Annotated in this window: 10 protein-coding genes; 3 read left to right on the top strand and 7 right to left on the bottom strand. The window is 73.6% G+C overall.

Annotation, left to right across the window (positions count from 1 at the left end; translation table 11 throughout):
• The first annotated feature begins 32 nt into the window (after window positions 1–32).
• The gene (locus ACH4FX_RS18235; protein ID WP_398480055.1) at window positions 33–602 is read left to right on the top strand and encodes a hypothetical protein; all 570 of its coding nucleotides are present in this window, start codon (window positions 33–35) and stop codon (window positions 600–602) included.
• A gap of 99 nt (window positions 603–701) precedes the next feature.
• Here ACH4FX_RS18235 and purH read toward each other — a convergent pair whose 3' ends face one another.
• Complete coding sequence (purH, locus tag ACH4FX_RS18230; RefSeq protein ID WP_398480053.1) at window positions 702–2,261, bottom strand: bifunctional phosphoribosylaminoimidazolecarboxamide formyltransferase/IMP cyclohydrolase; 1,560 nt, start codon at window positions 2,259–2,261, stop codon at window positions 702–704.
• Window positions 2,258–2,911 carry a phosphoribosylglycinamide formyltransferase gene (purN, locus tag ACH4FX_RS18225; protein WP_398480051.1) on the bottom strand — a complete coding sequence of 218 codons (654 nt, stop codon included), beginning with the start codon at window positions 2,909–2,911 and terminating at the stop codon, window positions 2,258–2,260. The genes purH and purN overlap by 4 nt, the downstream gene beginning before the upstream one ends.
• Window positions 2,912–3,174: 263 nt before the next feature.
• Here purN and ACH4FX_RS18220 point away from each other — a divergent pair, with 263 nt between their 5' ends.
• Window positions 3,175–4,173 carry a hypothetical protein gene (locus ACH4FX_RS18220; protein ID WP_398480049.1) on the top strand — a complete coding sequence of 333 codons (999 nt, stop codon included), beginning with the start codon at window positions 3,175–3,177 and terminating at the stop codon, window positions 4,171–4,173.
• 45 nt (window positions 4,174–4,218) lie between these two features.
• On the opposite strand, the gene ACH4FX_RS18215 is transcribed toward ACH4FX_RS18220, so the two are convergent.
• Entirely contained in the window at window positions 4,219–6,486 is a 2,268-nt protein-coding gene (locus tag ACH4FX_RS18215) for a DUF6350 family protein (protein ID WP_398480047.1), read from the bottom strand.
• A 179-nt stretch (window positions 6,487–6,665) separates the two neighbouring features.
• Between ACH4FX_RS18215 and ACH4FX_RS18210 the strand changes: the two genes are divergently transcribed.
• Window positions 6,666–7,631 carry a sigma factor-like helix-turn-helix DNA-binding protein gene (locus ACH4FX_RS18210; protein WP_398480045.1) on the top strand — a complete coding sequence of 322 codons (966 nt, stop codon included), beginning with the start codon at window positions 6,666–6,668 and terminating at the stop codon, window positions 7,629–7,631.
• A 135-nt stretch (window positions 7,632–7,766) separates the two neighbouring features.
• Here the strand turns inward: ACH4FX_RS18210 and sucD are convergent, their stop codons facing one another.
• The 4 genes from sucD to ACH4FX_RS18190 all read right to left on the bottom strand — a co-directional run bounded on the left by sucD (window position 7,767) and on the right by ACH4FX_RS18190 (window position 12,419).
• Window positions 7,767–8,651, bottom strand: a complete 885-nt coding sequence (sucD, locus tag ACH4FX_RS18205; protein WP_125054662.1) for a succinate--CoA ligase subunit alpha — start codon at window positions 8,649–8,651, stop codon at window positions 7,767–7,769.
• A 23-nt stretch (window positions 8,652–8,674) separates the two neighbouring features.
• Window positions 8,675–9,856, bottom strand: coding sequence for an ADP-forming succinate--CoA ligase subunit beta (gene sucC, locus ACH4FX_RS18200; RefSeq protein WP_398480043.1), 1,182 nt, complete (start codon window positions 9,854–9,856; stop codon window positions 8,675–8,677).
• A gap of 391 nt (window positions 9,857–10,247) precedes the next feature.
• Window positions 10,248–11,336, bottom strand: a complete 1,089-nt coding sequence (locus ACH4FX_RS18195) for a hypothetical protein (protein WP_398480041.1) — start codon at window positions 11,334–11,336, stop codon at window positions 10,248–10,250.
• A gap of 129 nt (window positions 11,337–11,465) precedes the next feature.
• Window positions 11,466–12,419: a hypothetical protein gene (locus ACH4FX_RS18190; protein WP_398480039.1), complete on the bottom strand. Its 954-nt coding sequence runs from the start codon at window positions 12,417–12,419 to the stop codon at window positions 11,466–11,468.
• Window positions 12,420–12,602 lie beyond the last annotated feature (183 nt).

Here is a 12,602-nt window from a genome sequence, read left to right as displayed (position 1 = left end):
CACCAGGTCACACCGCTCGAAGGACACCGCTCGTGAGCTACCCGAACCAGCCCAACCCCTACGGCCCGCCGCAGGGCCAGCCGCAGGGCCCTCCCCAGCCCCAGTACGGCTACCCGCAGCAGCAGCCGGTGCAGCCGTACGCGCCGTTCCCCGGCGGCCCCGCGGGCATGCCCGGCATACCTGCGCCGACCGTGATGCCGGGCGGTGTGAAGGCCGCCCGTGTGATGCTCTACGTCATGGCCGGACTGACGGTCATCGGTCTGGGCGTGGTCGTGTTCCTGCTGAGCACCATCAGCAAGGCCAGCAAGTCCGAGTACGTCTCGTCCAGCAGCTTCGAGAGCCTCCAGGTCGGCAAGGGCCTGCTGATCGCGATGATCATCGGCATGGTGCTCTGGGGCGCGGCGGCGATCGTGGCCGCCACCCAGTTCTCCAAGGGCGGCAACGGCGCCCGCGTCATGGCGATCGTCGTCTGCGTGACCGGCATCGTGTTCAGCTTCGTGTTCATGCCGTTCGGACTGGTCTACGACGTCATGTGCGTCATCTCGATCGTGATGGTCTCCAAGACGGACGGCGCGGCCTGGTTCACGCGCCCGCGCTACTGAGCCGTTCCCACCGCACGCGCGAGAGCCGCACCCGGGGCCGGGTGCGGCTCTCGGCGCGTTCACGGGCCCGCGGCGCCCACGCGTCCACGGGCGGGCGGCTCAGTGGAAGAAGTGCCGCGTCCCCGTCAGGTACATCGTCACGCCCGCGGCCTTCGCCGCCTCGATGACCTGCTCGTCGCGGACCGAACCGCCGGGCTGCGCGACGGCCTTGACGCCCGCCTCCAGCAGCACCTCCAGGCCGTCCGGGAACGGGAAGAACGCGTCGGAGGCGGCGTAGGAGCCGCGCGCCCGCTCCTCGCCGGCCCGCTGCACGGCGAGCTTCGCCGAGTCCACGCGGTTTACCTGGCCCATGCCGACGCCGACCGTCGCGCCGTCCTTGGCGAGCAGGATCGCGTTGGACTTCACGGCGCGCGACGCCCGCCAGGCGAAGGCCAGTTCCGCCAGCTCGGCGTCGGGCAGCGCCGCACCGGACACCAGCGTCCAGTTGGCCGGGTCGTCGCCCTCGGCCTGGAGCACATCCTTGACCTGGGCCAGGCCGCCGCCGTCGATCGGCTTGAACTCGGCCGCCGGCTGCGGGGCCTCCGGGCAGCGCAGCACCCGGATGTTCTTCTTGCGGGACAGCACCTCGACCGCGCCGTCCTCGTAGTCCGGGGCCACGATGACCTCGGTGAAGATCTCCGCGACCTGCTCGGCCATCGCCACGGACACCGGGCGGTTGACGGCGATGACGCCGCCGAAGGCGGACAGCGAGTCGCAGGCGTGCGCCTTGCGGTGCGCCTCGGCGACATCCGAACCGATCGCGATGCCGCACGGGTTGGCGTGCTTGATGATGGCCACGCAGGGCTCGGCGTGGTCGTACGCGGCCCGGCGCGCGGCGTCGGTGTCCGTGTAGTTGTTGTACGACATCTCCTTGCCGTGCAGCTGCTCGGCCTCGGCCAGGCCGCCGCAGCCGCCTGTGTAGAGCGCGGCTGCCTGGTGCGGGTTCTCGCCGTAGCGCAGTACGTTCTTGCGCTCGTACGTCACGCCGAGGAAGCCGGGGAACTCGCCGCCGTCGCCCGCATAGTCACCCGCGAACCAGGACGCCACCGCCACGTCGTACTCGGCGGTGTGCCGGAACGCTTCGCCCGCCAGCCGCCTGCGCTCCTGGAGGTCGAAACCGCCGTCCGCGACCGCCTTCAGCACGTCCGCGTAGCGGTCCGGGTTGACGACCACGGCGACCGAGGGGTGGTTCTTGGCGGCGGCGCGCACCATCGAGGGCCCGCCGATGTCGATCTGCTCCACACACGCGTCCGGCTCCGCGCCGGAGGCCACGGTCTCGCCGAACGGGTACAGGTTGACGACGACCAGGTCGAACGGCTCGACGCCCAGCTCGTCCAGCTGCCGCCGGTGGTCCTCCAGCCGCAGGTCGGCGAGGATGCCGGCGTGCACCTTCGGGTGCAGGGTCTTGACCCGGCCGTCCAGGCACTCGGGGAAGCCGGTCAGCTCCTCGACCCGGGTCACCGGGACATCGGCCGCCGCGATCTTCGCGGCCGTCGAACCGGTCGAGACGAGCTGGACGCCCGCCGCGTGCAGCCCCTGGGCCAGTTCTTCGAGGCCCGTCTTGTCGTAGACGCTGACCAGCGCCCGGCGGACGGGGCGCTTCGTTGCTTCGGCGGTCACGGGATCAGTACCTTTCGTCCCTCAATGCGGTAGCCGTGCCGGGCCAGACGCCCCACGACCTCGACGAGCAGCTTGCGCTCGACTTCCTTGATGCGCTCGTGCAGCGCGGATTCGTCGTCCTCGTCCCGGATCCCGACCGCTCCCTGGGCGATCACCGGGCCGGTGTCGACGCCGTCGTCGACGAAGTGGACGGTGCACCCGGTGACCTTGGCGCCGTACGCGAGCGCGTCGCGCACGCCGTGGGCCCCGGGAAAACTGGGCAGCAGGGCCGGATGCGTGTTGATGATCCGGCCGCCGTAACGGGCGAGGAACTCCGGGCCCAGGATCTTCATGAAGCCGGCCGAGACGACGAGGTCGGGCGCGTGGGCGGCGGTGGCCTCGGTGAGCGCGCGGTCCCAGGCGGCCCGGTCGGCGTGGTCCTTCACCCGGCACACGAACGTCGGCAGGCCGGCCCGCTCGGCGCGCTCCAGACCGGCGATGCCGTCCCGGTCGGCGCCGACGGCCACCACCTCGGCCCCGTACGCGGGGACACCCGCGCCGGCGATCGCGTCGAGCAGCGCCTGAAGGTTCGTGCCGGAACCCGAGACGAGGACGACGATACGGGCCGGGGAAGCGGCGGGAACGGCGTGGGACGGGGAAGCGGAAGCCACGGCGGGGCTCTTTCTCGCGCGGTGCTGCTGTACGGCGGTATGCGGTGTTGTGCGGTCGTACAAAACCATGGGTAGCCGAGAACCGGGGAACCCTACGAAGGCGCCGACCGTCAGCAACGATACCGGCACACCGCGCGGCCCCCACGGGACGGGGGCGCACGCGAGAGGTAGCGTCGGGCGTGAGAACGCACGCTGTTCGTGGTATCCGCCCGCCCGGCCCACCGTCGGACGTACGGACGAGACAAGGGGAAGACACACTCCAGATGCCGGACCGACGCCGCCGCGCGGCCCTCCTCCTCCCTCTCCCGGCCACCGCCGGGGGGTGCCCCCGGCCCGCCGCCGCTCCCGGGGCGGTGCTGCTGCGCGAGCGCAAGCCGTCCTCCGATTCCGCCGGCGCTCCGGGGCCTTCGGATACGTCGGGTACGTCCGGCTCGTCGTCGGACGCCACGGGTACGCCGGGCACGTCCGGGTCGGGGGCCGGGGACGGTCCGGCCAGGGAGCGCGCCCGGACCCGGCCCTCGGGGAACCGGGACGGGGAGCAGGACAGCGACAACCCGTTCGCGCCGCCGCCCGCCGACGCACCCGACCAGCCGTGGCGGCCCCGCCACCACGGCCAGGGCCAGGAGCAGGGGCAGGGCGACGAGGACGGGGACCGGCAGCCGCCCTCCTTGGGCAGCCAGTGGAGCAGCCGACAGCCGGGCCGCCAGGGCGGCGGCTTCGGCACGCGGCCGGGCAACCGCAACGGCCAGCAGGGCCCGGGCGGCCCCGGCGGATCCGGCGGCCTGCGCTGGGACCCGACCGACCCGGCCCAGCGCCGCGCGCGCTACGCGCTGCTCGCCGGCATGTGGGGCTTCTTCTTCGTCCTGTTCAGCCTGCCGGAGATCGCCCTGCTGCTGGCCACGCTCGCCCTGTACTGGGGCATCAGCTCGCTGCGCGCCAAGCCGGCCCGCACGGGCAGCAGCACGCGCGCCACGGCCGCCGACGTCTCGGGCCAGGCCCCGCCCCGTACGGACCCGGGTGCCTCCGCCACGGGCCGGCCGCAGCCGGCCGGCTCCACCCGCCCGCAGACGACCGCGGCCGTGGCGGGGCTGGTCACCGCCTCGCTGGCCCTGGTCATGGTGGCGGCCACCTTCACGCTCCAGCTGGTCTACCGCGACTACTTCACGTGCGTGGACGACGCGCTGACCCGGTCCGCCGCGCACTCCTGCGAGAAGCTGCTGCCCGAGCAGCTGCGCCCGCTGCTCAGCGCTCAGCAGCAGTGATCCCGCGCTAGCCCGGACCGGCAGGCGCGCCGGGAGCCGTCCGCCTCAGCCGCCGCCCTCAGGGGTGGCGGCCGAGGCGTTTCCGGGGGCCGGGGCCTCCTCGTGCGGCGGCGCGGTGGGCTCGAAGTCGGTCATCAGGCCACCGGAGGAGGCCCGCAGCTCCGACCAGCGGGCGCTGCGGGTGCTGGGGTCGTGCCAGGGGGTGTTCGGGGGCGCGGCGGGGGCGGAGGCGGGGTCGCGTCCGGGGTCGGTGCCGTGGGCTTGGTCGCCTCCGGTGCCGTGACCGCGTCCGGTGTCGCGGCTGTGTGCGTGCCCGTATCCGTAGCCGTAGTCGCGGTCGTACGCGTAGTCGTACGGTTCCGGGACGTCCGGTGTACGGCGGCGGGAATGGCGGCCGCGCCCGGAGCGGGGGCGTCGCCGCAGCGAACGGGCAGCCGTACGCGTCAGCACCGTCCAGCAGAAGCGGCAGGCTGCCCACGTCCAGCGCCCGGCGGCGCGGACCGCGGCACGGGTGAGGCGTTTCAGGGCGCGTCCGGCCCGCACCCTGAGCTTCACGCGCGGCCGTGGCGCGGGCTTCGGCGGGCGCGGCACGCCGCGCAGCCACCACAGGCGCGCGACGAGCGCGCCGGGAACGCCGATGAGCAGGGTCCAGCCCATCGCGGCCAGCCCCGTCTGCCACCAACTGGGCCCGAAGCTGGCCAGCGCCGCGCTGCCCAGCGCGCCGCCCGCGAGTCCGGCGAGCACCGCCGACACCACCCCGCAGCCGAGCGCCGCGAGCCCCGCGGCGGCGGCCGTCGCCCGCCAGCCGATCCACTCGGCCGCGGCCGCGGGCGTGGGGGGATCCGAACGGGTGGAGGTCTCTGTACGGGGGGCGGGCCCTGTACGGGGGGCAGGCCCTGTATGGGGGCCGGGCTCTGTACGGGGGGCGGGCTCTGTACGGGGAGCGGCCTCCGCCGGGGTGTCGGCCTCCGGTCGAGCGTCGGCCTCCGCTCGGCTGTCGTCCTCCGGCCGGGAGTCGGCCTCTACACGTGCTCCGGCGCGCACGGTGGCCGCGTACGCCTTCGCGGAGAGGGCCGCGTACCGGGCCAGCGCCAGCCCGGCGGCGAGCGGCACCGCGGCGGTCAGCCAGTGGAGCGGGCCGGTGCCGCCCGGTTCCGGGAACATGCCGAACAGCGGGAAGTGCGGCAGGTCCGGGTGCCCGCTGGTGCCGAGCGGGCCGACCGTGCTCCCCGCGCCGAGCGTGAAGCCGGGGCCGAGCCCGTACGCCAGTCCCCAGACGACGGCGTTCGGCAGCAGGACGAGGCTGAGCAGCACCACGGTGCACCGGCCCGCCCAGTCGTGGGTGAGGCCGAGGAATTCCGCCCGGACCGTCGGCGCGTGCCAGCCCAGCGCGAGGAGTGCCAGCAGTGCGCCGCAGAGCAGCAGTGCCAGAGTGCCCGCGGTGCCGGCGCGCAGCGCGGCGGTACCGCGCCGGCCTTCCAGCGCGGCGCGGAGGGCGAGCGGCATCCGGCCGTGGAATCGCTGGACCGGACCGGGCAGCGGGACGAAGGCGGCGCTTCCGGCGCTGTGCCACGCCGCCACGGCGACGGTTCCGACCGCGACCACCGGCACGTACAGCAGGGCGCTGAGCGGTTCGACGTACAGCGGCCCACCGGAGGCATACAGCAGGGCGGCGCCCGCGACGGACAGATAGCCCGCCAGGAACCAGCCGAGGAGCAGGCGGGGGGTGGGCTCCAGGTCGATGTCGTCGGGGTGGAGGAGGCTGGGGGACGGGGGGAAGGAAGGCCGTGGCGGTACCGGTGGGGCTGGCGGGTCCGGAAGGGCCGGAGGGAGGACTTCGGGGGTATCCGGGTCCGGCGGCCGTACGTCTGCGGGGTCATCGGCCCGTGGGTCCGGTGGGAGCACCGTCCGGGCGTCCGTCCAGGAGCGCGTACGCGGGGCGGTGTCCCCGCAGGCCGGGGTTTCGAGGATGTGGCGGGCCGCCCGGTACAGCAGCCACACGGGCAGGGCCATCAGGAGCAACGGCGTCACGGCGACGGGCGACGCGGCCCCGGAGGCGGTGGCGGCCCGTACGAGATCGCTGCCGTGGGCGAGGAACCACAGGTCGGCGGCGAGGTGCAGGGCCCGGGACGGATCGCTGTCCGGGTACGGGGACGCCACCCACAGCAGCAGTACCGCGACGGCGAACGCCCCGAGCCCGAGCCCGGCGGCCAGCACGCCGCCGACGAAGGCGGTGCCGAGCGCGGAGGACCGCTGGCTGGACGCACGGCCGCGCGACGACAACGTCGGGCCGCGGTCGGTCAATTGGCTCACACCGCCATGCTGCCAACAACACGCGTTTCCGCCATGGAGCAGGCAATTACCGGCCGTGTCGCTCAATATATGTTTATGTACCTTTTCACGCCGCTGAGCCGTCCGTACGCCATCGGCCCTTCGGACGTCTGCGCCCGCACCCCCACCGCCCGCCCGCTCCCGCACACGAAGAGGCCGGCATGACGGAGACGGAACGAACAGAGGTACCTGTCACTTCGCACGCCGCACCCGACGCCCCGTCAGAGTCCGCGCCGAGCCCTACTCCTGATGCTCAGTCAGCGGAGAGGCCCTGCCCCGCAGCCGCCTTCGACGCCCTCTACACCCGGCACGCCTCCGACCTGACCCGCCAGGCCATCGTGCTCACCGGTCACTCCCACCTCTCCCGCGAGGCCGTCGAACGGTCGTTCCAGATGGCCTGGCAGCGCTGGCCAGAGGTGGCGGTCGATCCCGATCCGGCGGGCCGGGTGCGGGCCATGGTGCACGAGTACGCGCTGTCGCCCTGGCACCGGATGCGCCCGGGTCTGTGGACCGCCGAGCGGCCGTCCCCGGAAGCACCCGCCCCGCCGTGCGCCACTCCCCCGGAGCGCGCGCTGCGGGAGGCGGTGCTGCGGCTGCCCGCCCCGTACCGGCGGGTGCTGCTCCTGCACGACGGCCTGGGCCTGGAACTGAGTGAGACGGCCGCCGAGGTGGAGGCCAGTACGCCAGCCACGGCCGGACGCCTCGTGCGCGCGCGCCAGGCCCTCGCCGAGCAGATTCCAGAGCTCGGCCTGGCGAGCGAGACGCCCGTACGCCAGAGAGAGATCCTGCGGGAGCGGCTGGCCGGACTGGCCCGCACGCAACCGGTGGCGCCGCCCACCGCGAGAGCCGTACGCAGCGGCAGTGAGCGCACCGTCAGCCGGATGACGCAGGGCGCGTTCGGGCTCACCGCCCTGATCGCGGTGGCCACCACCTTCACACTCGTCCAGCAGGCGGGCACCCTCCCCGGCCGGCCGGAGGCCGGTCACCCGGCCGCGGCCTCCTCCGTCACGCCCGGGCCCGACCGTACGGAGAAGGACAAAGCCACCCGCGCCCCGCAGGCCAAGGCGGGCGGCCCGGCACGCGGGAAGGTCGTACGGGCCGGCCATCTCGCCCCGGAAGCGCGGTAGCGGACGGGACCATACGGGGCAGGGCTCAGCGCCGCTGGAGGCGGGCCACCGGCCGCCGTACCCGCGCCGTACACACGAATGGCGCGGGCCCGCACCCCTGGGAGGAGTACGGGCCCGCGCCGACGCGTGACGCGATCAGCCGACGAGGATCTCGCGCGCCAGGCGCGCGGTCTCCGACGGGGTCTTGCCGACCTTGACGCCGGCGGCCTCCAGGGCCTCCTTCTTCGCCTGGGCGGTGCCGGAGGAGCCGGAGACGATGGCGCCGGCGTGGCCCATGGTCTTGCCCTCGGGCGCGGTGAAGCCCGCGACGTAGCCGACGACCGGCTTGGTGACGTTGGCCTTGATGAAGTCGGCCGCACGCTCCTCGGCGTCGCCGCCGATCTCGCCGATCATGACGATCAGCTCGGTCTCCGGGTCGGCCTCGAAGGCCTCCAGGGCGTCGATGTGGGTGGTGCCGATGACCGGGTCGCCACCGATGCCGACGGCCGAGGTGAAGCCGATGTCGCGCAGCTCGTACATCATCTGGTAGGTCAGCGTGCCGGACTTCGACACCAGACCGATCTTGCCGGGCTTGGTGATGTCGCCCGGGATGATGCCGGCGTTGGACTGGCCGGGGGTGATCAGGCCGGGGCAGTTCGGACCGATGATGCGGGTCTTGTTGCCCTTGCTCGTCGCGTACGCCCAGAAGGCGGCGGAGTCGTGCACCGCGATGCCCTCGGTGATCACGACGGCCAGGCCGATCTCGGCGTCGATCGCCTCGACCACGGCGGCCTTGGCGAACTTCGGCGGCACGAAGATGACGGACACGTCGGCGCCGGTCTTCTCCATCGCCTCGGCGACGGAGCCGAAGACGGGTACGGAGGTCCCGTCGAAGTCGACCTCGGTGCCGGCCTTGCGCGGGTTCACGCCGCCGACGATGTTGGTGCCGTCGCCCAGCATGAGCTTGGTGTGCTTCATGCCCGTGGCACCGGTCATGCCCTGGACGATGACCTTGCTGTCCTTGGTGAGGAAGATAGCCATGGTGGTCTGAGTCCCTCTATCCCTTACTTCGCAGCCGCGGCGAGCTCGGCGGCCTTGTCGGCCGCGCCGTCCATGGTGTCCACGCGCTGGACCAGCGGGTGGTTGGCGTCACTCAGGATCTTGCGACCGAGCTCCGCGTTGTTGCCGTCCAGGCGGACGACCAGCGGCTTGGTGACGTCCTCACCCTTGGACTTGAGCAGCTCCAGGGCCTGCACGATGCCGTTGGCGACCTCGTCGCAGGCGGTGATGCCACCGAATACGTTGACGAAGACGGACTTGACGTCCGGGTCGCCGAGGATGATCTCCAGGCCGTTCGCCATGACCTCGGCGGAGGCGCCGCCGCCGATGTCGAGGAAGTTGGCGGGCTTGACGCCATCGTGCTTCTCACCGGCGTACGCGACGACGTCGAGGGTGCTCATGACGAGCCCCGCGCCGTTGCCGATGATGCCGACCGAGCCGTCCAGCTTGACGTAGTTGAGGTCCTTGGCCTTGGCGGCGGCCTCCAGCGGGTCGGCCGCGGCCTTGTCCTCCAGGGCCTCGTGCTCGGGCTGGCGGAAGGCGGCGTTCTCGTCGAGCGAGACCTTGCCGTCCAGGGCCAGGATGTCGCCGGAGGCGACCTTGGCCAGCGGGTTGACCTCGACCAGGAGCGCGTCCTCGGCGATGAAGGTCTTCCACAGGGTGACCAGCACGTCCGCGACCTTGTCGGCGACCTCGGCCGGGAACTTCGCGGCCTCGACGATCTCGCGGGCCTTCTCCGGGGTCACGCCCTCGTTGGCGTCGATCGGGGTCTTGGCGACGGCCTCGGGGCGGGTGGCCGCCACCTCCTCGATCTCCATGCCGCCCTCGACGGACGCGATGGAGAGGAAGGTGCGGTTGGTGCGGTCCAGGAGGAAGGAGACGTAGTACTCGTCCACGATCTCCGGGGCCGTCTCGGCGATCATCACCTTGTGGACCGTGTGGCCCTTGATGTCCATGCCGAGGATGTTGGTCGCGTGCTCCACGGCCTCGTCGGCGGAGGCGGCCAGCTTCACGCCGCCGGCCTTGCCGCGGCCGCCGACCTTCACCTGCGCCTTGACGACGGACTTGCCGCCGAGGCGCTCGGTCGCCGCGCGTGCCGCCTCAGGCGTGTCGATGACTTCACCGGCCAGCACCGGTACACCGTGCTTGGCGAAGAGGTCCCTCGCCTGGTACTCGAACAGGTCCACGCGCGTCCGTCCCTTGTCTACTCAGAATCGCCGTAGTGATCGCGGTTCGTTGTCTGCATGGGCGTGCCGCGAAGGGCAACGTGACTGCGCTGTCACTGAGGGAGGCGTACACGGTGGCCGGTACGCGGCATGTCCGTCTCGCAGGTTATCCCCGCAGGACCGGGCTCCCTAAATCGCAGATCACACTGCGGCGGTGATAACAGTCACAGAGAGAACGGTCACAGATCACGGACAGGTACCGGCGGGTGCACACCGGCTCTCCGGAGACCGGCGCACAGCGCGGAACCGGGCGACTCCCTCCCCACAGGGAGCCACCCGGCTGACCGCTCCCCACCCGCCGGTGGGGAGCGGCGTCATACGCGGCGGTACGGGCCTGAGGGCCTATGCGGCGTCAGATGCCCTGGGCCGGGAGGGTCGGGGCGCCCGGGAGCGACGGAAGCGCCGGGAGCGCCGGGAGCGCCGGGATGTTGGCGGCGTCGGTCAGGTCGGCGGGGACGGTGGGCACGGCCTGGCCCGGGAGCGCGCCCTGGAGGCCCGCGGCGGCGCTGCCCGTGATGCCCGTGGCGTCGGTCCGCACCGTGCCGGCCAGGTCCTGCGCGAAGGGGGTGGCGTCCGTGGCCACACCCTGGACGAAGACCTGCGCCCCACCGGCGACGCGCTGCACGAACGGGGTCGCCCGGTTGGTCACGTCACCGGCGAGCTGTCCGGCACCGCCGACAGCACCCTGGGCGACCGGCACGACCTTGCCGACCAAGCGCTGGGTGACGGGCGGCAGCACGTCGGCAGTGGTGCTGTCGACGACCGGACGCGCGGTGCCCAGGGCGCCCTGCGCGGCGCCGGTCAGCTGCTCGGGGCGCACACCCGCGCCGGACAGCCCGGCGAGCAGGTTGCCGGCCGAGCCGGGGGCCTTCGGCAGCGCGGGGGCCTCGGGCAGGTCGACGGGCTGCACGCCGGGGACCTCGCCGGTGGGCAGGTCGGCGGCGGGGAGGTCACCGAGGCCGGTGGGGAGGCCACCGAGGCCGGTGGGGAGCTGGCCGCCGGTGGCCGCGCCGAGGGAGCGTACGGCGTGCTGCGCGGTGCGGGTGGCCTTGGTGGGGTTGACGGTCTTGGTGAGCTTGGTGAGGTTGGCGGGCTTGGTGCGGTCCACGGTCTTGGTGAGGCCGGTGGCCTTGCCCAGGCCGGCCGTCTTGGTGAGGTCGGTGACCTTGCTCAGGCCGGTGCCCTCGCCGAGGCCGGCCGCCTTCCCGAGGCCGTCCGTCGCGGGGAGCTTCGGAGCGGGGAGCTTCGGGGCGGCGGGCAGGTCCTGGGTGTGCACGTCGCCGGCCGGCAGCCCGCCCCGCACCGTGTCGGTGACCGCACCGGCGGCGGGCAGGTCGGCGGTGCCGGGCAGCTCGGCCGCCCCGGCGGCGGCGGAGCCCAGGGCCCACAGGCCGGAAGCGGCGGCGGCTACGACGATGGAACGACGGATGTGCGTACGCATGATGGGAAAACGTCCTTCGAATTCAGGGGGTTCGACGGGCAGACCTGTCCCGCCCCCGCGCGGCAGGTCCTGCGCAGACGCGACGTCTGCGGACGGGGAGCCCGGACACCAGAGGTCCGGAGGTCTGCCCTAGCCCGGGAATTCGAGGATGTCCGCGGCACACTGCCGCGTCGGCGGCTCCGCTGCCGCGAGGACGCCTCCGGGCACCAGCCCGAAGTGCGCGGGATGCGCCGGTACGGCGGCGAACTGGTCCCCGCCACGGGGGCCGTGGCCGTCACCGGCGGTGTGCGAGGCCGCCGCGGCGGGCCCCTGCGGCAGTTGGCCGGGAAGGCCGTCGCGGCCCTGGCCAGGCTGCTGACCGGACGCCGCATCGGTGCGCTGCGCGGCACGCGGCGACGCGTCACCGAAGCTGTGAGCGCTCGCCGAAGCGGGCGTGCACCTCTCCGCACCGGCCGCGTCGGCCTCGCCGGCGCTCGCGCCGGTCAGCGCGTCACCGGCACCGGGGTGCTGCGGTCCGCTGCCGTGCCGCGACTCCGGTTCCTGGCCCGGCTGCTCGCCGGGCCCGTCACCACGGCCGTTGTCACCACTGTGCTCACCGTCGCGGGCGCCGTCGTCGAGACCGGGAAGCCGGCCGGGAAGCTGTACGGGCAGCGCAGCAACGCCCCCGACGCGGCGCACGTCGCGCACCACGTCCCGGACCGGTTCGGTGACCGGCCGGGCGACCGGTCCGGCCTGCTCAGTGCCCTTCTCGACGGCCGGTCCGGTCCGCTCGGCGACGGGCCGCACGGCCGTACCGACCGGAGACCCCGCCACCGCGTCCGCGGCGGACTCGCGGCTGTGCGCCAACTCCCGCCCGGCACCGGCCGCGGAGGCCGAGGTCACCGGCGTCATCGAAGTCGCCTGGGCCGTCGGTCCGAGCCTCGGGTCCGGGCCCGCCGTACGGTCCGCCGCCTGCGCACCGCCGCCGAACGCGAAACCCAGCGCCACGAACCCCGCCAGGAACAGCCCTGCCAGCAGCGCACGGCGCACCACCACGGTGCGCGGCAGGCGCACAGCGGCGGACGGAGCCGGTACAGCGGACACGGGCGGATCCTTCGCGGCGGATGAAGGGGCGCGGGCCCCGACGGGAGCGGACAGGAGAACGCGGTCGGCCGGGAACGGTGACCGGGCGCGGAGGCGCGGAGGCACGGCGCCGTGGGCCGTTCGGCCCCGGCGAACCGGCGTCACGCGCAGCGCGGTGATCGAGCGGTGCCCTGATCCTTGCAC

Source organism: Streptomyces sp. NPDC018019, assembly GCF_044327805.1.
In the GTDB taxonomy this organism is placed as follows: Bacteria; Actinomycetota; Actinomycetes; order Streptomycetales; family Streptomycetaceae; genus Streptomyces.
The sequence above is the reverse complement of the archived record's forward strand: the minus strand, read 5'-3'. Positions and strand labels throughout refer to the sequence as shown.

Excerpts from the sequence above, each read along its gene's own strand:
- sucD (WP_125054662.1), bottom strand. The coding sequence starts at position 8,651 with ATGGCTATCTTCCTCACCAAGGACAGCAAGGTCATCGTCCAGGGCATG.
- ACH4FX_RS18195 (WP_398480041.1), bottom strand. The coding sequence starts at position 11,336 with ATGCGTACGCACATCCGTCGTTCCATCGTCGTAGCCGCCGCCGCTTCC.
- ACH4FX_RS18210 (WP_398480045.1), top strand. The coding sequence starts at position 6,666 with ATGACGGAGACGGAACGAACAGAGGTACCTGTCACTTCGCACGCCGCA.
- ACH4FX_RS18220 (WP_398480049.1), top strand. The coding sequence starts at position 3,175 with ATGCCGGACCGACGCCGCCGCGCGGCCCTCCTCCTCCCTCTCCCGGCC.